Origin of the sequence: Saccharothrix syringae (genome assembly GCF_009498035.1) — a bacterium.
In the GTDB taxonomy this organism is placed as follows: Bacteria; Actinomycetota; Actinomycetes; order Mycobacteriales; family Pseudonocardiaceae; genus Actinosynnema; species Actinosynnema syringae.
On record NZ_CP034550.1, the window covers coordinates 6,856,529 to 6,877,109 of the forward strand.

17 protein-coding genes are annotated in these 20,581 nt (G+C 74.9%); 7 read left to right on the forward strand and 10 right to left on the reverse strand.

Features of this window, described 5'->3' with window-relative positions:
• Nucleotides 1-4 precede the first annotated feature (4 nt).
• Together EKG83_RS29155 and EKG83_RS29160 are read right to left on the reverse strand one after the other, a co-directional pair.
• Entirely contained in the window at nt 5-2,395 is a 2,391-nt protein-coding gene (locus EKG83_RS29155) for a glycoside hydrolase family 9 protein (protein ID WP_033433801.1), read from the reverse strand.
• 132 nt (nt 2,396-2,527) lie between these two features.
• Nucleotides 2,528-4,093, reverse strand: coding sequence for an MFS transporter (locus EKG83_RS29160; protein WP_051766592.1), 1,566 nt, complete (start codon nt 4,091-4,093; stop codon nt 2,528-2,530).
• Between the two features lie 93 nt (nt 4,094-4,186).
• Between EKG83_RS29160 and EKG83_RS29165 the strand changes: the two genes are divergently transcribed.
• Nucleotides 4,187-4,843, forward strand: coding sequence for a TetR/AcrR family transcriptional regulator (locus EKG83_RS29165; RefSeq protein ID WP_033433800.1), 657 nt, complete (start codon nt 4,187-4,189; stop codon nt 4,841-4,843).
• A gap of 395 nt (nt 4,844-5,238) precedes the next feature.
• On the opposite strand, the gene EKG83_RS29175 is transcribed toward EKG83_RS29165, so the two are convergent.
• Nucleotides 5,239-5,703, reverse strand: coding sequence for an iron chaperone (locus EKG83_RS29175; RefSeq protein ID WP_033433799.1), 465 nt, complete (start codon nt 5,701-5,703; stop codon nt 5,239-5,241).
• A 126-nt stretch (nt 5,704-5,829) separates the two neighbouring features.
• Between EKG83_RS29175 and EKG83_RS29180 the strand changes: the two genes are divergently transcribed.
• Entirely contained in the window at nt 5,830-6,438 is a 609-nt protein-coding gene (locus EKG83_RS29180; RefSeq protein ID WP_033433798.1) for a TetR/AcrR family transcriptional regulator, read from the forward strand.
• Nucleotides 6,439-6,495: 57 nt separating this feature from the next.
• Here the strand turns inward: EKG83_RS29180 and EKG83_RS29185 are convergent, their stop codons facing one another.
• Nucleotides 6,496-7,707 (reverse strand): hypothetical protein, encoded by a 1,212-nt coding sequence (locus EKG83_RS29185; protein WP_033433797.1) that lies wholly within the window; start codon nt 7,705-7,707, stop codon nt 6,496-6,498.
• A 98-nt stretch (nt 7,708-7,805) separates the two neighbouring features.
• On the opposite strand from EKG83_RS29185, the gene EKG83_RS29190 reads away from it, so the two are divergent.
• Nucleotides 7,806-10,232 (forward strand): ATP-binding protein, encoded by a 2,427-nt coding sequence (locus EKG83_RS29190; RefSeq protein ID WP_051766560.1) that lies wholly within the window; start codon nt 7,806-7,808, stop codon nt 10,230-10,232.
• 20 nt (nt 10,233-10,252) lie between these two features.
• Here EKG83_RS29190 and EKG83_RS29195 read toward each other — a convergent pair whose 3' ends face one another.
• Nucleotides 10,253-11,383 (reverse strand): NADH:flavin oxidoreductase, encoded by a 1,131-nt coding sequence (locus EKG83_RS29195; RefSeq protein WP_211269200.1) that lies wholly within the window; start codon nt 11,381-11,383, stop codon nt 10,253-10,255.
• 100 nt (nt 11,384-11,483) lie between these two features.
• Here EKG83_RS29195 and EKG83_RS29200 point away from each other — a divergent pair, with 100 nt between their 5' ends.
• Nucleotides 11,484-12,083, forward strand: coding sequence for a TetR/AcrR family transcriptional regulator (locus EKG83_RS29200; protein ID WP_033433795.1), 600 nt, complete (start codon nt 11,484-11,486; stop codon nt 12,081-12,083).
• 55 nt (nt 12,084-12,138) lie between these two features.
• Here EKG83_RS29200 and EKG83_RS29205 read toward each other — a convergent pair whose 3' ends face one another.
• On the reverse strand, nt 12,139-13,008 hold the full coding sequence (locus EKG83_RS29205) for a LysR family transcriptional regulator (RefSeq protein WP_033433794.1): 870 nt from the start codon (nt 13,006-13,008) through the stop codon (nt 12,139-12,141).
• Nucleotides 13,009-13,084: 76 nt separating this feature from the next.
• Here EKG83_RS29205 and EKG83_RS29210 point away from each other — a divergent pair, with 76 nt between their 5' ends.
• The 3 genes from EKG83_RS29210 (at nt 13,085) to EKG83_RS47120 (ending at nt 15,292) form a co-directional block, all read left to right on the forward strand.
• Nucleotides 13,085-13,810 (forward strand): SDR family oxidoreductase, encoded by a 726-nt coding sequence (locus EKG83_RS29210; protein WP_033433793.1) that lies wholly within the window; start codon nt 13,085-13,087, stop codon nt 13,808-13,810.
• 75 nt (nt 13,811-13,885) lie between these two features.
• A complete protein-coding gene (locus EKG83_RS29215) occupies nt 13,886-14,422 on the forward strand; it encodes a hypothetical protein (protein ID WP_033433792.1) in 537 nt (178 codons plus the stop codon).
• A 234-nt stretch (nt 14,423-14,656) separates the two neighbouring features.
• Nucleotides 14,657-15,292, forward strand: coding sequence for a hypothetical protein (locus tag EKG83_RS47120; RefSeq protein WP_051766559.1), 636 nt, complete (start codon nt 14,657-14,659; stop codon nt 15,290-15,292).
• A gap of 42 nt (nt 15,293-15,334) precedes the next feature.
• On the opposite strand, the gene EKG83_RS29225 is transcribed toward EKG83_RS47120, so the two are convergent.
• The 4 genes from EKG83_RS29225 to EKG83_RS49185 all read right to left on the reverse strand — a co-directional run bounded on the left by EKG83_RS29225 (nt 15,335) and on the right by EKG83_RS49185 (nt 20,439).
• The gene (locus tag EKG83_RS29225) at nt 15,335-15,970 is read right to left on the reverse strand and encodes a response regulator transcription factor (protein WP_051766558.1); all 636 of its coding nucleotides are present in this window, start codon (nt 15,968-15,970) and stop codon (nt 15,335-15,337) included.
• Nucleotides 15,967-17,046, reverse strand: coding sequence for a sensor histidine kinase (locus tag EKG83_RS29230; protein ID WP_170191919.1), 1,080 nt, complete (start codon nt 17,044-17,046; stop codon nt 15,967-15,969). Before EKG83_RS29230 ends, EKG83_RS29225 begins: the two co-directional genes overlap by 4 nt.
• A 17-nt stretch (nt 17,047-17,063) precedes the next feature.
• Complete coding sequence (locus EKG83_RS29235; protein WP_033433790.1) at nt 17,064-17,573, reverse strand: DUF1453 family protein; 510 nt, start codon at nt 17,571-17,573, stop codon at nt 17,064-17,066.
• A 115-nt stretch (nt 17,574-17,688) separates the two neighbouring features.
• The gene (locus EKG83_RS49185) at nt 17,689-20,439 is read right to left on the reverse strand and encodes an AfsR/SARP family transcriptional regulator (protein WP_033433789.1); all 2,751 of its coding nucleotides are present in this window, start codon (nt 20,437-20,439) and stop codon (nt 17,689-17,691) included.
• Between the last annotated feature and the right edge of the window lie 142 nt (nt 20,440-20,581).

The window sequence follows — 20,581 nt, forward strand, 5'->3', positions numbered from 1 at the left end:
GGGATCAGCCCGCGCACGTGTAGTCCGCCGGCAGCGCCGTGCTGCCGTTGGGGCGCGCCGCCTGGAAGCCGAACTCGGCCGTCGCCCCCGGTGCCAGCGGGCGGGTGGCCCGCGCGGTCGCGGTCTGGCCGCTGACCGTCACCGCCGCGTTCCACGAACCGGTGATCGAGTGCCCGGACGGGAGCCCGAACGTCACCGTCCAGGTGATCGCCGACGCCCCGGTGTTGGTGACCCGCACCGGTTGCACGACGTAGCCGGTGCCCCACTGGGTCTGGGTCGTGGCGACGACCCCGCAGCCGGCCCCGCCCTGGACGGTCACCGAGACCTCCGGCGACGCCGGGGACGTGTTGCCCGCCGCGTCCCGCGCCCGCACCTGGTACCGGTAGGTGCCCGCGGCCAGGCCGCTGTCGGTGTACGTCGTGCCCGACGCCGTCGCGACCCGGGTGAACGAACCGCCGGTGGCGCGCAGGACGTCGTAGCCGGTCACGCCCACGTCGTCGGTCGACGCACCCCAGGACAGCGACACCGAACCGCCCGCGGCCGACGCGGACAGGCCCGACGGCGTGCTGGGCGCGGTCGTGTCGACGGGCGTGCCCGCCCCGGCCTTCTCCGCGGCCCACGCCGACAGCCACGCCAGCGCGGCGTTCCAGTTCAGCGCCACCTCGTTGACCGACCAGGCGTTGATGTCGTCCAGGTAGCACTTCTGGGGCTTGCAGCCCGCCAGCTGCTGCTGGGCGACCGGGTCCTGGAGGTCGGTGTTCGGGCCGCCCGCGAGGAGGCCGGCCGGCGGGTTCGGCAGCGACGCGTCGAGCTGGTTGGCCCAGAACCGGTGGTGGGAGTTGCGGGTGGCGCGCTCGCCGTAGCCGGTCACGTAGGAGTGGTTGAACGGGTTGCGGCCGAACAGGTAGTCCAGCGCCTGGTACACGCCCGCCCGGTACTTGGCCTGGCCGGTGAAGTCGTGTGCCAGGGCCAGCACGTTGGCCCCGTTGGCGACCACGCCGTTGGAACCCCAGTAGTAGCCGCTCGCCGGGGCCGGGTATGCCTGCGCCGCCGCCAGGTCGAGCAGCCGGTCGCCGTAGGCGGCGAACGCGGCGCGGGTGGCCGCCACGTCCGCGGCCGGCAGCCCGTTGGGCACCAGCGCCAGCGTCGCGTCGCCCAGGCCCGCGGTCCACCACCAGTCGAAGCCGCCCTGCTCGAACCCCCGGCCGCGGAACAGCGGCGACCCGGTCACGTCGGCGCGGTAGGTGCTCGACCCCGTCGTGGTGAACAGCTCCGCCGCGGCCCAGTAGAACTCGTCGGTCACGTTGTTGTCGACGTACGTGCCGCCGCCGTTGCCGTCGTCGGGGTCGGCGTAGCGCGTCGGGTTGGCCTTGGCCGCGGCGTAGGCGCGCTGCGCGGCGGACAGGGCGCGGGACGCGAAGTCCGCGTCGATGCCCTTCCACACCCGGGCGGCCTGCGCGGCCGCGGCCGCCAGGTTCAGCGTCGAGGCGGTCGTGACGGCCGACAGCAGGCGCGGCTGCGGGTCCTGGTCGGGGCGCATCGGCAGGCCGGTCCAGTTCTCGTCGCTGACCTTGTGCCGCACCATGCCCGCGTCCGCCCGGCCCTCGGGGACCTGCATCCTCATCAGGAACTCGACGCCCCACCGCGCCTCGTCGAGGACGTCCGGCACGCCGTTGCCGCGCTCCGGGATCGCCAGCTTCCCGTCGCCCAGGGCCGCCCGGTCCGCGCCGCTCACGTACAGGGTGCGCTCGTACTCGTTGACCAGCTGCCACGCGGCGATGCCCGTGTCCACGCCGTACTTGCCGTGGTCGCCCGCGTCGTACCAGCCGCCCGAGACGTCCGAGGTGTAGCCGCAGGACACCCGGCACGCCACCCCCTTGTCCCCCCGGTTGGGTGACACGTTGAGGTGACCGGCGGGCCGCGCGTACCGGTCGCCGACGTACTGCGCCTGGATCGGCGTGCCGCTGCGCTGGTGGTAGAAGAACGCCAGGCTGTCGTACCTCAGGCGCTTGAGCGGGTCGGCGGAGATGTCGAACGGGTTGCTGTCCGCCCCGGCCACCGACAGCACGTAGCCCGTGCCCGGGGTGTCGAACGACGAGAAGTCCGCGACGTGCGCGCTGTCGCCGGACGACGGGTCCAGGCCACGCACGCTCGTCCGCCCCGAGGCCACGGTCGCGCCCGAGGCGTTGCGCAGGGTCCACGCCAGGGGCGAGCCCGAGCCGCTGACCACGGTGGCCTGCTTCGGCAACCCCGGCACGTAGGCCACCTGGTTGACCTTCACCGCCGGCCCGGGGTCGGGAGCCGCCAGGGCGGTGGACGGCGTCAGGGCGGCGGCGACCAGCGCCAGGGCCGCCGTGACCGCCGCCCACCGCGGGCGCTGCTGATGAGTGCGCACGGGCAGATCCTCCTTTGGATCCCGCCACCCTGGACGACATCTTCTCGATCCAGAACGACAGTGTTGCGGACCGGGAGCGCTCCCAGAAGAGCACTTGCAGCTCCACATACTGTCCTAGTAGGGATGATGTGGTCAACGTTCGTTACTGATCGAGAAATTTTCGTAGGTCTGTCGACGCTTCTCGGCTTTGCCGACCCTGGCGCGGTCCAGCCAGAGCAGGGCGGCGAGTGCTCCGAGGAGGGCGATGGCGGCGCAGAGGAGGGTGCCCGCGTTCATGGCCCGGGTGAAGGCCGCGTTGGCGGCGTCGACGAGTTGCCCCGCGGAATCGGGCGGGAGGGCGGCGGCCGCGGCGTGGGCGGCGGTCAGGTCGTCGGCCGCGCCCGCGGGTGCCGCGGGCAGCGAGCCGAGCAGTTCGGCGCGGTAGGCGGCGGAGACGACCGTGCCGACGACCGCGATGCCGAGCACGCCGCCCAGCTCGCGGGCGACGCTGCTCACGGCGGAGGCCGTCGGCGCCTTCTCGCGGGGCACCGCCGCCATGCCCGCGGTGCCGGCCGGAGCCGTGACCAGGCCCATGCCGGCGCCGATGACGGCCATGACGAGGGCGAGCGGGAGGAAGGCCGTCGTGGTGGTCGCGAAGGACAGGCACAGCAGACCGGAGGCCATGGTGGCCAGTCCCCCGGCGATCGTGCGCCGGGCGCCCAAGCGGGCGACGACGCGATCGCTCGCACCGGCGGCCAGGGCCACCGCCACGGCGAACGGCAGGGCCCCCGAGCCGGCCTTGAGCGGGCTGAAGCCGCGCACCAGTTGCAGGTACTGGGTGTAGACGAACAGCAGGCCGAACAGCGCGAAGAAGGTGACCGCGAGCAGGGCGCCGGCGGCGGTGAAGGCGCGACGGGTGAACATGCGCAGGTCGACCATGGGCCATGCGGTGCGCAGCTCCCACCACGCGAACGCGACCAGGAGCACGACCGCGGCGCCGGCCTCGGCCAGTGACCACCCGGTCAGCCACCCGCGTTCGGGACCCCGCACGATCACGTCGACGAGCGCGGCGAGACCCGCCGCGCAGAGCAGCGGGCCGGGCGCGTCGAAGCGGCCGGCGGGCCGTCCGGGCAGGGCGGGGACCAGCGCCAGGGCGGCGACCAGCACGGCGGCGACCAGCGGGACGTTGACGAGGAAGACGCTGCCCCAGGCGAGGTGTTCGAGCAGCAGGCCACCGGTGACCGGGCCCAGGACGATGCCGATGCCCGCGGACGCGGACCACAGGGCGATGGCCCGGGCCCGCTCGCGGGGGCCGAACAGCGCGACGATGACCGACAGGGTCGCGGGCATCACGAACGCCGCGCCCACGCCCATCACCGCGCGCCAGGCGATGAGCTGGCCGGCGGAACCGGCCGCGGCGGCGGCCGCCGAGCCGACGGCCAGCACGACGAGGCCGCCGACCAGGGCCCGGCGCAGGCCGAAGCGGGCGCCCAGGCCGCCCGCGGGGATCAGCAGCGAGGCGAAGGCGAGCGTGTAGGCGTTGTTGATCCACTGCAGGTCGGCGGTGGAGGCGGTCAAGGCGTCGGCGAGCGCGGGCAGGGCGGTGTTGAGCACCGTGTTGTCGAGGGTGGTGACCACGAGCGCCGCGCAGAGCACGGCCAGCGCGGGCCAGCGCCCCGGGTGTCCCGCGTCCGGGTCGGTCAGGTCTTCCGTGCGCACGTCCACATCGTCCTAACGGTCGTAAGCTTACAGGCGTTAAGTTTGCCCGGCGAGACGCTACGACAGTCGGCTAACACCTGTAAAGTCAGGGCCGTGACGAAGGCACCCGCGACGGGCGACGGCCCCTCGACGCCGTCCCGCCCGCGCAACCGCAGGGGCGAGGGACCCAGGCTGCGCGAGGACATCGTCCGGGCCGCGACCGCGCTGATCGTGCGCGCCGGCACCGACCAGGCCCTCACCCTGCGCTCGGTGGCCAGGGAGGTCGGCATCTCGGCGCCGTCGATCTACGCCCACTTCACCGACCGGGAGGCCATCGTGGAAGCGGTGGTCCTCGAAGCGATCACCCAGCTCCACGAGGCGGTCGGGACGGCCGTCACCGCCCACGGCGACCCGGTCGAGGGGCTGCTGGCCGGCTGTGCCGCCTACGTCGACTTCGGCACCCGCGAACCCGCCCGCTACCGGGTCCTCTTCGACTGGTCCCGCCCCAAGCCCGACACCGCCCGCGCCGACGACCCGGGGCTGGACGCCTTCCGCGTCCTCGTCGACAACCTCGAAGCCTGCGTGCGCGCCGGGCGCTCGACCAGCACCGACCCGTTCGCCGACGCGGTCGCGCTGTGGACCGCCCTGCACGGCCGCGTCCTGCTCCGCGCGAGCCTGCCGGACTTCCCCTGGCCGGCGGCCGACACGCTGGAGCGGACGGTCCTCTCCCTCGGGCGCATCACGTCGGCGGCCCAGAGGCAATGCCGGTGACTTGGGGCCGCCCGCAGGTCGGCGGCGAACGCCCTGGACTGGACCGGGTGGTCCCCCTCGGGTGGAGCCGCCGCGCCCCGGGGTCGGTGAACCGGCGGTGGACGAAGCCGGCCAGGTGGCAGAGGTGGTCGCGGTGGCGGAGCTGTTCGACCGCACCGAGACCGAGTACGGGGCGTTGACGTCGTGGTCGACTCCGCTGGCCGCCTCGCCCCGTCCCCATCGCCGAGCGAACCACCTAGCCGTACGTCGAGAGCTACGGAGAACGCGCCCGCCCGACCACGGTCGTGCTCGTCGACGAGGTCGAGGACGGGTCCGACCGGAGGAGGTCGGGTGCGGGGCCGACGAGCCGGTGGCACCGGCGTCGTGGAACGGCCCCGACCCGACCTCTCGCGCCTTCAGCCCGCCGCCCGCTTCACCAGCGCGCCGATCCGCTCCTCGTCCGCCGCGGTCAGCGTGGTCAGCGCGAAGGCGGTCGGCCACACGGTGCCCTCGTCGAGCCGGGCCCCGTCGTTGAAGCCGAGCGTCGCGTACCTGGCCTTGAACTTGGCCGCGCTCTGGAAGAAGCAGACGACCTTGCCGTCCCTGGCGTAGGCGGGCATCCCGTACCAGAGCTTCGGCGCCAGCTCCGGCGCGTTGGCCGTGACGATGGCGTGGACCCGCTCGGCCAGGACCCGGTCCGGCTCCGCCATCTCGGCGATCTTCGCGAGCACGTCGGCCTCGCCGTCCGCCTTGGCGGCGCGCGAGCCGCGGCGCGCGGTCCGCTTGAGGTCCTGCGCGTGCTCCTTCATCGCGGCCCGCTCCTCGTCGGTGAAGCCGTCGAACTTCCCACCGACCGGGGTGGTGCTGCGCGTGCTGCCCATGTCCGGGTCTCCCCACTTCCGACGATCCAGTCAGCGGCACGGCTCGTGCCGTTCCGCTGGCCGGAAGCGTCGTCGATCAAGACCCACTTGTCAACACGGCACGTGCCGTGCCGGTAAGGTGGGCCCATGCCCGACTCCCGCGCCACCCGCAGCGACGAGCGAACCGGAACGATCCTGCGCGCCGCGCTGGAGCTGGCCCGGGAGGTCGGCTACGCCAAGCTCAGCATCGAGGCGGTCGCGGCCCGGGCCGGCGTCGGGAAGCACACCGTCTACCGCCGCTGGTCCTCCCGGGGCCTGCTGTTCCTCGACGCGGTCCTCAGCCTGGACACCGGTGGCCTGGCCCACCGCGACACCGGCGACGTGGTGGCCGACGTCCGGGAGGTGATGGTCAAGGCCGTCGACCTGCTGGGCCGGCCGCCGTGGGGTCCGCTGTACCAGGACCTCGTCGGCGAGGCGCAGCACGACCCCGAGGTCGCCGCCGCGCTCAACCGGCGCTTCATCGAGCCGCAGACCGCCGACACGCTGGCCCGCCTGCGCAGCGCCAAGGAGCAGGGGCAGCTCGCCCCCGACTTCGACCTGGACCTGGCGTTCGACATCCTGTCGGGCCCGCTGTACTTCCGGCTGCTGATCACGCAGGAACCGCTGACGCACGACTACATCGACCGGCTGATCCGGGCCCTGTTCGCCGGGATGAGCCCCCGGCCGGACAACGCGGCGGCGAACGGCTCGCGCTGACGAGGTCCCCGGCGGCGGCACGACGCCGTCGTCCCGCCGCCGGGTGGCGCCTCCGGCTCAGCGGGTGGCCAACCCCGGGAGCACGACGTCCACGTTGAAGTTCTGCCGCAGCGGGAGCGACGAGATGACCTCGTGCAGCTCGTGGTACGGGTCCAGCGGTGGCGGCGGGGGCGGCGGCCGGCGCAGCCACCACCAGATGAGCCAGAACCACCGGTCGAGCCCGCACCAGCCGATGTAGAGGTAGTCGCCGCCGCCGTGGACCAGGGCCAGCGGGTTGCCGGGCGCGTGCACGGCCGGGGGGCCGATGACCCACGGGTTCGGGAAGGGGCCGAACGCGTCGGTGGCCGCCCTGATCGCACCGTCCGCCCCGGCGTAGGTGACCACGAACTGACCGGTCGGGGCCGCGGTCGCGGCCAGGTGCGCGCCGACGGGCACCTGGCCGGGGTCGGAGAGCGCGACCACCGGCTGCGGGGTGAGGCCCGCGAAGGGGACCCGCCACAGCCGCCCGTCGGCGCCGGTGTGGAAGGTCGTGATGCCGTTCGTGCCCGACGCGGCCGCCACGGGTGAGTTCAGCGGGGCCGCGTTGGCCGCGGTGGCCGCGGCGGTCGTCCAGATCGCGATCGGGCCCGCGGGTCCGGCGCCGAGCCGGCCCAGCGAGGTCTGGACGGCCCCGTTGCCCCCGACGTAGGCCACGCCGAACCGGTCGCCCACCCGGAACGCGGCCAGCGGGGTGGACGGCGGCACCGAGCCGGGCGGGACCACGGTCGCGAGCGGTACGGAGATGCCGCCGGACCGGGAGTACGCGGCGTGGTAGATGGCGCCGTTGCCGCCGGTGAAGTAGACGTGGGTCCCGTTCTGGCCCTCGACCGCCGCGATCCGGGCGCCGGGTGCGGCCAGGCCGCCCTGGGGGTGCCGGGTGAAGGCCATGCCGGAGCCGGCGGCGCTGGTGAACCCGGCGACCAGGCCGCCGTGGCTGCCGATGGTGAACAGCGCGACGAGGCCGTCCGACCGCTGGACCGCGGCGAGGTCGCCGCCGGGCGGGCCGATGGCGGTGCCGCTGACGGGGGAGGTGGAGTTGGCGCCGGTGGTGTGGAGCCGGCCGTCGGCGCCGATGTAGAAGCCGGCGGGCGAGGCGGCGGCGGCCCGCGGGTCGGCCGCGGCCGGTCCGGCCAGGCCGATCGGCAGCACCGTGGCCACGCCGCACGCGGCCGCGGCTCTGAGCAGGTCGCGCCGGGCCAGGCCCGCGGACTCACCGTTCGTGGGAATCATGCGGCCACGCTAGGGAGGCCGAATCCCGTCCGGGGCTTTCCGGGACGCGGACGGCTACCGTGAGCCGGGCGGGAACGGTGGCGAGTCGGGTGGGGGCCATGGCGCAGGACTCCAGGCAGGCGTTGGACGCGTTCGTCGACGAGCTCAACCGGTTGCGGCGGTGCGCGGGGGCGCCGTCGTTGAACCAGATCGCCGCATCGGCCACCGCGATCGGCCACCCGCTGGCCCGGTCGACGGTGAGCGACAAGCTGAACGCGAAGTCGTTGCCCGAGTGGGACTTCGTCGTCGCCTTCGTCCGCGCCTGCCTGGCGCACGCCGACCGGGCCGGCTCGCGGGTGCCGGAGGAGCTGGCCGACCTGGCGCGGTGGGACGCCGCGCACTGGGACCTGCTCCGCTCGATCGACGGTGACCGCTCGACCGACCGGCTCGCCGTCGCCGCCCAGGGCGAGGTGCGCCGCCGCCAGGCGCGGTCCCGGTCGCCGGAGCACGACGCGTGGGTGGTGCCGCGGCAGCTGCCCGCGCCGGTGCCCCGCTTCGCCGGCCGGGTCGGGCACCTGGCCCGGTTGGCGGAGCTGGTCGACGACCCCCGGCCGGTGCCGGCGATGGTGATCACCGCGATCGGCGGCACCGCGGGCGTCGGCAAGACCGCGCTCGCGGTGCACTGGGCCAACCAGGTGGCCGACCGCTTCCCCGACGGCCAGCTGTACGTGAACCTGCGCGGCTTCGACGCGGTGTCGTCCCGGGTCGACCCCTCCGTGGCGCTCCGGGGTTTCCTGGAGGCGCTGGGGGTGCCCGGCGAGCGCGTCCCGACCGACCCCGGTGCGCAGACCGGGCTGTACCGGAGCCTGCTGATCGGGCGCCGGGTGCTGGTCCTGCTGGACAACGCCCGGGACGCCGAGCAGGTGCGACCGCTGTTACCGGGCTCGCCGGGCTGCCTCGTGCTGGTCACCAGCCGGCAGCAGATGACGGGGCTGGTCGCGGCGGAGGGCGCGCACCCGGTCGTGCTGGACCTGCTGTCCGACGCCGAGGCGTGGGACATGCTCGCGCTGCGCCTCGGCGCGCGGCGGGTCGAGGCGGAGCCGGGGGCGGTGCGGCGCATCGTCACCGCCTCGGCCGGGCTGCCGCTCGCGCTGGCGGTCGTGGCGGCCCGCGCCCAGACCTTCCCCGGCTTCCCCCTCTCCCGCCTGGCCGACGAGCTGGACGAGGCCAGGTTGGACGGGTTCGCCGACGCCGAGCCCGCGCTGGACATCCGGTTCGTGTTCTCCTGGTCGTGCCGCAGGCTGGAGGCCCCGGCGGCCCGCCTGTTCCGGCTGCTGGGGCTGCACCCGGGCGGCGGGATCGGCCCGCACGCGGCGGCGAGCCTGGCCGGGCAGCCGGTCGCGGAGACGCGGCGCCAACTGGCGGTGCTGGCCCACGCCAACCTGGTCTCCGAGCCGTCGCCGGGCCGGTACGCCATGCACGACCTGCTCCGGGCCTACGCCGCCGAGCAGGCCGAGGTGGTCGAGGGCGCGCCGGGGAGGCGCCGCGCCCTCGTCCGGGTGCTCGACCACTACCTGCACGCCGCCCACGCCGCGGACCTGCTGCTGCACCCGCACCGCGACGCGATCGCGCTGCCGCCCCTCCCGGACGGGGTGACCCTGCCGGTGTTCGCGGGGCGCGAGCAGGCGTGGGCCTGGCTCACCGCCGAGCGCCAGGTGCTGCTCAACGCGATCGACCTCGCCGCCGACGGCTTCGACACCCACGCGTGGCAGCTCGCGTGGTCGATGAGCACCTACCTCGACCGGACGGGTGCCTGGGCCGAGCAGAGCAGGGTCCAGCGGATCGCGGTGGCCGCGGGCGCCCGGCAGGCCGACCCGGACGCGCAGGCGCGGGCCCGGCGCAACTGGGCGGTGGCGTGCCTGCGCCGCAAGCGGTACGCCGAGGCCGACGAGCACCTGCGCCTGGCGCTGGACCTCTACGACGAGCTGGGCGACCACGTCGGTGCCGCCCGGACGGTGCTGAACCTGGGCATCCTCGCCGAGCAGCAGGCCGACTTCCCGGCCGCGCTCGGGCACGCGCAGCGGGCGTTCGACCGCTTCGCGCTGGCCGGTCACGTGCACGGGCAGGCCAACGCGCTCAACAACATCGGCTGGTACCACAGCCGGCTCGGTGACCACGAGAGCGCCCTCGAGCACTGCGGGCGGGCGCTCGCCCTGCAGCAGGAGGTCGGCAACACCTACTGGCAGGCGCACACCTGGGACAGCCTCGGCTCCGCCCACCACCACCTCCGCCGGTACCAGGAGGCGATCCGCTGCTTCGGCCAGGCGCTGGCGCTGTGGCGGGAGACCGGTGAGCGCTTCTTCGAGGCGACCACGTTGACCCACCTCGGCGACTCGCGGCACGCCGTCGGTGACGCCGGGGGCGCGCGGTCGGCGTGGTTGCGGGCCGCCGCCATCCTCGACGAGCTGGCCCACCCCGACGCGGGCCCGGTGCGCGCCCGGCTGCACGACGCACACCGGCCGGACTCCCACCGCCTCGCGCGGTAGGAGCCCGGCCGGGCGCGGGATCAGACCAGGGAGGCCAGCGCGTCCCTGGTGAACGGGGTGACGCCCGCCACGTCGCCCTTCTCGACCTTCCGGGCCCACTCGGGGTCGGCCAGCAGCGCCCGGCCGACGGCGATCAGGTCGAACTCGTCCGCGGCCAGCCGCTCCAGGAGCTGGTCGATGCCCGTGGGCGACGGCGTCTGCCCGGCGAAGGTGGCCAGGAACTCGCCGTCCAGGCCGACCGAGCCGACGGAGATGGTGGGGCGGCCGGTGATCTTCTTGATCCAGCCCGCGAAGTTCAGCTCGGAGCCCTCGAACTCGGGCTGCCAGTAGCGGCGCGTCGAGCCGTGGAAGACGTCCACGCCGGCTTCCGCCAGCGGCGTCAGGATCGCCTCCAGCTCCTGCGGCGTGCGCGCCAGCTTGGCGTCGTAGGCGTTGGGCTTCCACTGGGACAGGCGCAGGACGATCGGGAAGTCGGGCGAGGTCGCGGCGCGCACCGCGGCCACCACCTCGGCGACCAGGCGCGTGCGGGCGACCGGGCTGCCCCCGTAGGCGTCGGTGCGCCGGTTGGTGACCTCCCAGAGGAAGTTGTCGAGCAGGTAGCCGTGGGCGCCGTGCAGCTCCACGCCGTCGAAGCCCAGTCGCCGGGCGGCCGCGGCGGCCTCGGCGAACGCGGTGACCACGGCCTCCAGGTCGGTGGTCGTCGGCACCGGGCCGGCCTCGCCGATCGGGTTGCCGTCCAGGCCCAGGCCCGAGGGGGTGAACACCGGGGCCTCGGGCACGGGCGGCGCGCCGGGCTTGCGGGACGCGCCCACGTGCCACAGCTGCGGGACGATCCGGCCGCCCTCGGCGTGCACGCGCTCGACGACGCGCGCCCAGCCCGCCAGCGCGTCCTCGCCGTGGAAGCGCGGCACGTCGGCGCTCTCGCCGGCGCTGGGGTGCCCGACGTAGGTGCCCTCGGTGACGATCAGGCCGACACCGCCCGCGGCGCGGCGGCCGTAGTAGTCGGCGACGTCCTCGCCCGGGACGCCGCCCGGGGAGAACTGCCTGGTCATGGGGGCCATCACAACGCGGTTCGACAGTTCCAGCGAGCCGGCGGTGAAGGGGCGGAATAGCGGCGCGGTGTCGACGGCGGCGCGCGGGGGCGTGGTCATGTGCATCCTCGGGGGTTGAAGCGGAGCGCTTGCTCCTCTTGACGCTAGCACAAACGGAGCGAGTGCTCCGTTAACTCCCGGGGACGACTATGCTGGGGGTGTGGCCACCGACACGTCGTCCCGTCGACCGCTCCGCGCCGACGCCGAGCGCAACCGCGCCGCGATCATCGAGGCCGCCACCGAGGTGCTCGCCGAGCAGGGCAGCGCCGTGGACGTCCGGGAGATCGCCCAGCGCAGCGGTGTCGGCATGGGCACGCTCTACCGGCACTTCCCGACCAAGGAGGACCTGCTGGGCACCGTCCTCGACCGCGAGTACACCGCCTGGGCGGGCGCGGCGCGCGCGGCGGCCGACGCCACCGACGACCCGCGGGCGGCGCTGGAGGGGTTCTACGAGCACGCGCTGGCGACCCAGGCGTGCCACCGGGCCGTCGTCGAGGCGTACGGGCACAACTGGAACGGCCCGGCCCTGGACTGCGTGCGGCTGCTGCACCCGGTGCTCGACGACCTGCGCACCCGCGCCCAGGACGCCGGCGTGCTGCGCGCCGACGCGACGACCGGCGACCTGGCGCTGCTGCTGGCCACGTTGAGCCACACCGCGCAACTGGTGGGCCACCACGACGCGTGGGTGTGGCGGCGACAGCTGCGCATCGCCCTCGACGGCCTCCGGGCCTCCCACGACACGCCGCTGCCGACGGCGTGACGCCGGCCGTCCCCGGCCGAGGGCTCCTCACCACGACCCCGTGGCCGGGAAATCCTCAGCCGGCGGGCGCGGCGGTGCGCAGTGCGGCCGCCGAGCGGACCAGTGCGGCGATCGCCGGTGAGCGGCTGTCGGCCGGCCAGGCGATCACGGTGGTGACGTCCGGCGCGTCCACGACGGGGACCGCGACGTGGTCGGGCCACTGCCAGGCGCGGCTGGAGGCGGGGATGACGAGCAGGGTCCTGCCCAGCGCCACGAGCTGGGCCAGTTGCGACTGGGTGCGCACCTCCGGTCCGGGACCGTCCGGGTAGGACCCGTCGAGGCGGGGCCACCGCGCGATGGGCAGGTCCGGCACGTGGCTCACCTCGGCCAGGGTGAGCCGGTCGCGCGAGGCGAGCGGGTGCCCGGCCGGGAGGAGCGCGACCTGGCCCTCGACGCAGAGGTCCTCGGTGTCGAACCCGGCGAGGTCGTCGAACGGGCGGTGCATGAGCGCCACGTCGGCGCGCCCCTCGCGCAGCAGCCCGGCCTGCTCGCCGACCTCGCACAGCAGGACTTCGACCGGTGGCGCGCCGGGTTCGCCCGCGAACGCGTCGAGGAGCCGTTGCAGCAGCTCGTGGGACGCCCCGGCTTTCGTCACCAGCACCAGGGGCCGCCCGGGGTCCCCGGCGCGGCGCGTCCGGTGCGCGGCGGCCGTGACCGCGTCGAGGGCCGTCCGGGCCTCGCGGAGCAGCACCCGGCCGGCGTCGGTGAGCACCGCCCCGCCGCGGTCCCGGTCGAGGAGTCGCACGCCGAGCCGCCGCTCCAGTTGCCGGATCGCGCGCGAGAGCGGCGGTTGCGAGATCCCGAGCCGGTCGGCGGCGCGCCCGAAGTGCAGTTCCTCGGCGACGGCGACGAAGTAGCGCAGCTCGCGGGTTTCGAGGTCGACCACGGGCGGAGCCTAATACCCGGCGGGTATCAGGGCGTGCCGGAACGGTCTTGGACGACGGGTGCGCGCGCCGCCGAGGATGGTTCGCGTGAACGACGAGAAGATCGCGCTGGTCACCGGCGCGAACAAGGGGATCGGTTTCGCCGTCGCGCAGGGCTTGGGGGCGATCGGTTTCAGGGTCGCGGTGGGCGCGCGGGACGACGCCAGGCGGGAGGAGTCCGTCGAGCGCCTGCGCGCCGCGGGCGTCGACGCGTTCGGGGTGGCGCTGGACGTCACCTCGGACGACAGCGCCGCCGCGGCGGCGGCGACCGTCGAGCAGGAGGCGGGTCGGCTCGACGTGCTGGTCAACAACGCCGGGATCGCCGGCCGGACCGACGGTGGCGCGCAGGACCCGACCACGCTCGACCTCGACGTCCTGCGCACCGTGCTGGAGACGAACGTGTTCGGGGTGGTCCGGGTGACCAACGCGATGCTGCCGCTGCTGCGCCGCTCAAGTTCGCCGCGCATCGTCAACGTGTCGAGCAACATGGGCTCGCTGGCACTGCGAACCGGGCCCGTCATGGCCGCCTACGCGCCGTCGAAGACGATGCTCAACAGCGTGACGGCGCAGTACGCCCGCCGGTTCGCCGACACCGACGTCATCGTCAACGCCTGCTGCCCCGGCTACGTCGCGACCGACTTCACCGGCTTCGCCGGGCCGCGGACGCCCGAGCAGGGCGCCGCGATCGCGATCCGGCTGGCCACGCTGCCGGACGACGGGCCGCGCGGCGGGTTCTTCGACGACGAGGGGGTCGTGCCCTGGTGAGCCGAGGGGATCGGTACCCCGCGCGACCCGGTCGCGGGGTACCGATCCCCTCGGCGAGGTCGTTAGGGTCGGATCGTGAAACGACTCTTATCCGCCCTGACGGTCCTGGTCTCCCTCTGCGCGGGCGCCCTCGCCGGCGCCGCGCCCGCCACCGCCGGCGTCCTCGACGTCACCTGCACCCCGCCCAGCAGCAACCTCAACAGCTACACCCCGCCGCTGACCGGCACGACCCGGACCGTCACCGTGTCCACCACCGCGCTCTACGGCCCGTGCACCTCGCTCTCCCAGCCGGCCATCACGTCGGGTTCCCGGACCGCCTCCTTCACGATCACCGCGAGCTGCCTGGACCTCCTCGACCCGGGTACCGTGACCTACACGATCACCTGGAACACCGGCCAGAGCAGCACCATCACCAGCAGCTACACCAGCGCCGTGGCCGGCGCGGTCCTCACCGTGGTCGCCACCGGCACGGTGACCTCGGGCCTGTTCGCCGGGGACAGCGTGGTCACCAACTTCACCGGCCCGGCCACCGACATCACCCTGTGCACGCTGGGCCTGGGCTCGGTGAGCAGCGTCTACACCCTCGGCACGCTGGAGATCACCTCGGTCTGACCTCCGGCGGGGAGCGGGAGCGCCGGCCGAACCACGGCGCTCGACCACTGTGGCAGCCCGGCACCGTCGGGACGGGGTGGTTCGTGACTTCGCGGGACGAGGACGGCGTCTCGCTGCCGTCGCCCCTCGTGGAACTGGCGGACGAGCGCGCCGAACGGCACGGCGTTCGGTTGTTCCTGAAGCGCGACGACCTGATCCACGAACCACATCGCGGCCACCGCCGCCGCGGGACGGGTGTACGGGTTCGAGACGGTGGGGGTCGTCCGCGGTGAGCGGCGGTTGCCGCTCAACGACGTCCTCGCGTTCGCCGTCGGGTGCGGGATGACGCTGGTCCACCTCGACCGCGCCGCCCTCGCCGTGCACGGCTGCGCCGAGGTGGTCGCGGAGGTCGAGGAGGACTTCGACGTCATCTGCTGCGCGTGCGGCATCGGCGGCACCCTCGCCGGTATCGCCGCCGCGGTGGCCGACCACCGGACGGCTGTCGGTTTCTCGGCGTTGAAGGGCGGCGGGTTCCTGTTCGGCGGCTTCGCGAAGCGGAACGCGGAGTTGGACGGGTTCGTCTCCGACTTCCGCCAGCGGCACGGCATCGACCTGGAGTGGGTGTACGTCGCCAAGATGCTCGGGCGGGCTCTTGCCGATCAGGGCGCGGTCGTGCTGTCGCAGGACGACGCAGTGCTGTCCCGCGAAGTCCTGCCCCCTACCCGTGCTCGGGTAGACGTAACGGCTGTACCAGATTCCCGTGCAACCGTCTCCCTGATCCACGTCTACCGACAACGCCGCGCCCTGCGCACCGAAGGGCACCTCGTCATCCGCGCACGCGAACACCCAGTACACGGCGTCGACGGGTTCCACTACCGCGCGGACTTCTGACCGGGGACCAGCAGGCGTGGCCGAGGCTGGTCGCGCCCGGTGTCAGACCAGCCCGTGCTCGTGGGCGTAGCCGACGGCCTGGGCGCGGTCGCGGCTGCCGGTCTTGGCGAAGATCCGGTTGACGTGCGTCTTGACCGTGGGTTCGCTGATGAACAAGACCCGGGCGATCTCGCGGTTGGACAGGCCGCGCGCCAGGTGGGTGAGCACTTCGGCCTCGCGGGCGGTCAGGCCGTCGGGTGGGGAGTCCGGCTGTTCGACGGCACGGCCGCGGGCGAGGTCCACCAGGCGGGCGTGGACGGCGGGGTCGAGCAGGGCCTGCCCCCGTGCGGCGGCGCGCAGGGCGCGGTCGATGTCCTCCCGGCCGGCGTCCTTGGTCAGGTAGCCCAGGGCGCCGGCGGCGAGGGCGGCGTGGATGGACTCGTCGTCGCTGTAGGTGGTGAGCACCACGACGTGCGTGCCGGGGTGGCTCGCGGTGATCTCGCGGGTGGCCTCGATGCCGTCCACGCGGGGCATGCGCAGGTCCATCAGCACGACGTCGGGTGCGGTGGCGGCGACGGCGGCCACCGCCTGCTGCCCGTCCGCGGCGGTGCCGACCACCTCGACGTCGGGCAGGCGCTCGCAGATGGTGACCAGGCCGTCGCGGATCAGCGCCTGGTCGTCGACGATGAGCACCTTCACGCCGGCACCTCCGCCTCGACCCGCCACCCGCCGTCCTCGGGACCGGTGGTGAAGCTACCGCCGAGCAGGTCGACGCGTTCCGCCAACCCGGTCAACCCGTAGCCGCCGCCGGTGGGTGCCAGGGCGCCCGGCCCGTCCGGGGCGGTGTTGGTGACGCGCACCCGCGCGGTCCGCTCGCCGAAGACCAGGTGGACGGTGACCTCGCCGCCCGGGGCGTGCTTGCGGGCGTTGGTCAGCGCCTCCTGCGCCACGCGCAGCAGCGCCAGGCCGGCCGCGGGCGGCAGCGGGCGGGCGGTGCCGTCGACCCGGAGGGCCGCGCCGTCGTCGCGGGTCAGGGCGGCGAGCTGGTCGGCCAGGGCCACCGGTTCGTCGCGCAGCGCCCGCACCGCGCGCCGGGTCTCGACCAGGCCCTCCACCACCAGCCGCCGGGTGCGGTCGAGGCCGGCGCGCACGGCGGTCGCCCCCGCGCCGTCCGCCACCAGGGCGTCGACCGCGGTCAGCTGGACCGACACGGCGGACAGGGTGTGCGCCAGCACGTCGTGGACCTCGCGGGCGATCCGGTTGCGCTCGGCCAGCAGCTCGGCGCGCCCGCGCTCCAGTTCGGCCCGCTCGCGCGCCCGCGCCAGCTCGGCGGCCTGGTGCTCGCGGGCCCGCCGCTGGCGCCGCACGGTGCCGATGAGCAGCCCGGCCAGGGCACCCGCCGCCGCACCGGCCGGCGGGGCGAGGGCGTGCCCGGTGACCGCGGCGCAGGCGAGGCCGACGCCGGCGATCCCCGCCGCCACCACCGGGTCCAGCGCGGTGGCGGCGAACAGCGCGGCCAGGCCGACGACCACGGGTCCCAGCGGCGACAGCACCGCCACCAGGCCGCCGCCCGCGGCCAGCACGCCCAGGGAGAGCACGACCGGGATGCGCACCCGTGGGCCCAGCAGCCACCCGGCCCACCCCACGCCGATCGCCACCGTCCCGAGCAGACCGACGCCGCCGAGGTCGGGGCCGGCGGTCCGCACCACCCCGTAGAGCAGCGCCACGCCACCCACCAGGACCAGCAGCACCCGGAACACCCGATCACCCGTCACCGCACCACCATGCCCGCTCACGCGGCACCGGCGCGCACCGCGCGACGCACTCCCTGCCCGCGCAGCCACACCACGGCGGTGCGCCCGAACACCTCCGCGAACGCCATGAGCACCAGCGCCGTCACCCACGCCCGGGCGTCGAGCAGGTGGTCCGCGCTGAACCGGGCGACCGCCACCGCGCCGCCGTGGGTGGCGTAGAACTGGAACACCAGCCGGATGCCCATGCCCAGCACCCACAGCACCGCCGCCCACGCGGTGGCCCGCGCGAACACCGCGCCGTCGTCCCGCCGGGACACCCGCGTCAGCACCCCGGCCCCGACGCCGAGACCCGCGCCGAGCGCGACCGCGAGGGCGATCAGCACCAGGTCGTTGCCCGCCGTGGGGATGCCGTCCAGGTAGTGCGCGCCCGCCCAGGAGACGAGCACCACCGGCACCAGCAACCCGCGCGCCGTCAACCGCCTGCCGACCAACTGCAGCACCACCACGCCGATGAGGGCGACGTCCACCAACCAATCGATCCAGGTCATGGGGGAAAAGCTAGGTCCGCGACCACGGGCCGGGCGTCCACCCGGGGGTGGGGTCCGGGTGGATTCGCCCCTCCACCCGGTGGACCGATCGCCGAACAGCGCCATCCCGGTCCGCTCACAGGGCCAGCAGCCGCTGTCGCAGTCCGTCCGCCTCGGTGTCGCGGCGCTGCGCCACGCACAGCTCCAGCGCCTCGCCCCACAGGGAGCGGGCCTCGTCGGCGTTGCCCAGGTCGGCGTGGACCTGGCCGCACCCGTCCAGGCTGACCACGAGCTCGTGGGTGTAGCCGAGTTCCCGCCACAGCGCCGCGGACGCCTCGTAGTACCGGATCCCGTCGGCGTGGTGCCCCCGCTGGTGCGAGACGTAGCCGAGGGTGTCCAGGGTGTTGCCCTCGCCGTTGCGGTCCCGGTGCAGCCGGCACTGGCTCAGGGCGATCTCGCAGTGCTCGTGCGCCTCGGCGTAGCGCCCCAGCCGGGCCAGGTACCAGCCGACCGTGTTGTGCGCGTCCGCCTGCCAGGTGGGGTTGTCCAGCCGCTCGACGATGTCCATCGTGCGGGTGGCGTGCTCCAGCGCCGCCGGGAAGTCCCCCAGCTGTTCGCTGACGATCGCGAGGTCGCGGTGGATGAGCGCCCGGCCCGCCTCGTCCCCGGCCCGCTCGACCACGGCCAGCGCCTCGACCAGGTGCCGCGAGCACGTGGCGAAGTCGCCGACGGTCCCGTGGGCGTTGCCCACGTAGCGGTGGACCAGCGCCCGCGTCGCGCTGTCGCCGACCCGGTCGGCGGCCGCCGCGCCGTGCTGCCACAGGGCCAGCAGGTCGTGGTGCCTGCCGGTGCGGATGTGGAACGTGTTCACCGCCCAGGCGAGCTGCCACGCGGCGGTGTCCCAGCCGTGGTCGGCGGCGGTCTGCTGGGCGGCCGCCACGCAGGCGTGCTCGGCGGCGAACCACGTCATCGCGGCCGCGTTGTCGGCCACCGGGTACGGGTGCTCCGGCACGGTCGGGGCGGTGTCGAGCGGTCGCCGGTGCGGTTCCAGGAAGCGGTCGGCGGTGACCGCGGTGTGCAGGTAGAAGTCGACCAGCCTGCGCAGGGCGGCCGCGCGCTCCCCGGGCTCGGGCCTGGCGCCCGCGTAGAGCCTGACGAGGTCGTGCATGCGGTAGCGGCCGGCGGAGTGCTGCTGCGCCAAGGACACGCGTTCGAGCACCCGCAGCACGGCGGCGGCGCGGGGCCTGGTCAGGCCGCACAGCGCGGCCGCCGCGGCCACGCCGATGTCCGGGCCGGGTGCCGCGCCGAGCAGGCCGAACGCCTCGGCGTGCGGCCGGTCCAGGGCGGCGGTGGACCAGGACAGCACCGCGGACAGGCTGGCGTGCGGGTCGCCGTCGTCCAGGGCGTCGAGCCGCTCGGCCTCGTCGCGCAGCTCGTCGGCCCACGTGGCCAGCGGGAGGTCCGGGTGCACGGTGGCGCGCGCGGCGACGATGCCCAGCGCGACGGGCAGCCCGGCGCAGCGGGCGATCAGGTCGCGCACCGCGTCGGGTTCGGCGGTCAGCCGCGCGTCGCCGAGGCGGTGGGCCAGCAGGGCGCGGGCCGCCGCCGGGGAGAGCACGTCCAGCAGCAGCGCGTGCGCGCTGTGGGCGCCGACCAGGCCGGTCAGCCGGTCCCTGCTGGTGACCAGGACCGTCGCCGCGGCGGTGCCGGGCAGCAGCGGGACGACCTGCTCGGTGTCGCGGGCGTTGTCCAGCACGACCAGCACCCGCTTGTCCGCCAGCAGGCTGCGGTACCGCGCGGTGAGGGTGTCCAGGCCGGTCGGCACGGCGTGCGGCGCCACGCCCAGGGCTTCGAGGAACCCCCGGAGCACGGCCTCCGGCGGGGCAGGCTGCCCGCCCGGGTCGAACCCGCGCAGGTTCACGAACAGCTGGCCGTCGGGGAACCGGTCGGCGAACCGGTGCGACCAGTGCAGTGCCAGCCACGTCTTGCCGATCCCGCCGGGGCCGCTGATCGCGGTGAGCACGCCCGCGCCGGCGTGCGCGTCGACGAGTTCGGCGAGTTCGCGGTCCCGGCCGGTGAACGACGCCGGTGCGGCGGGCAGCTGCCGGGGCACCGGGGTCGCGGGCGCGGCGGGTGCCGGTTCCGGTGCGGCGAGGGCCGGGTCCGCGGTGAGGATCCGCTGGTGCAGCTCGCGCAGCGCGGGACCGGGGTCGACGCCCAGCTCCTCGGCCAGCGCCGCGCGCAGGGCCTCGTAGCGGTGCAGCGCCTCGTGCCTGCGCCCGCCGCGGACCAGCGCGAGCAGCAGTTGGCCCGCCACGCGCTCGTCGAGCGGGTGCTCGTCGGCCGCGACCGACAGGGCGGGCAGCAGGGCGTCGTGCCCGCCGAGGGCCAGGCTCGCGTCGTACCGGTCCAGGCGCGCCGCCAGGTGCTCGTTGTCCAGCACGGCGCGCGTCCCTACGAACCACGGGCTGTCCACGCCGGCGAACGCGGGTCCCGTCCACAGCGACAGCGCCTCGGTGAGGACCGCGCACCTCGCCGCGGTGTCGTCGGTACCGCCGGCCTGCCCGACCAGGCGGCGGAAGCGGTGCAGGTCGACGGTGTCGGGGTCGGTCTCCAGGGCGTAACCGCGCGGCCCCCGGGTGATGGCGACGCCCGCGACCCCGTCGAGCGAGGTGCGCAGCCGGGACAGGTAGGTGTAGAGGGCCTGGCGCGGTCGGCGGGGCGGGTGCTCGCCCCACACGCGGTCGGCCAGGACGTCGAGCGGCACGGCGGTGTTGACGTCGACGAGCAGCGTGGCGAGCACGCCGAGCTGCTGGCGGTGCGCGATCGCCACCGGCACGCCGTCCACGACGACCTGGATGTCCCCGAGCACGCGGAATCGCAGCACAACGCCCCCAGCCCGACCGCCCGGACGGCGCCCCCACCCGTCGCGGTCCCCGATCGACCTCCCCGGCACTCTAACAACACTTCGCGAATTTCCGCCCGATCAATTCGATTGTTCAAGGTCCGGTAATGCGGGAGAAAAAGCA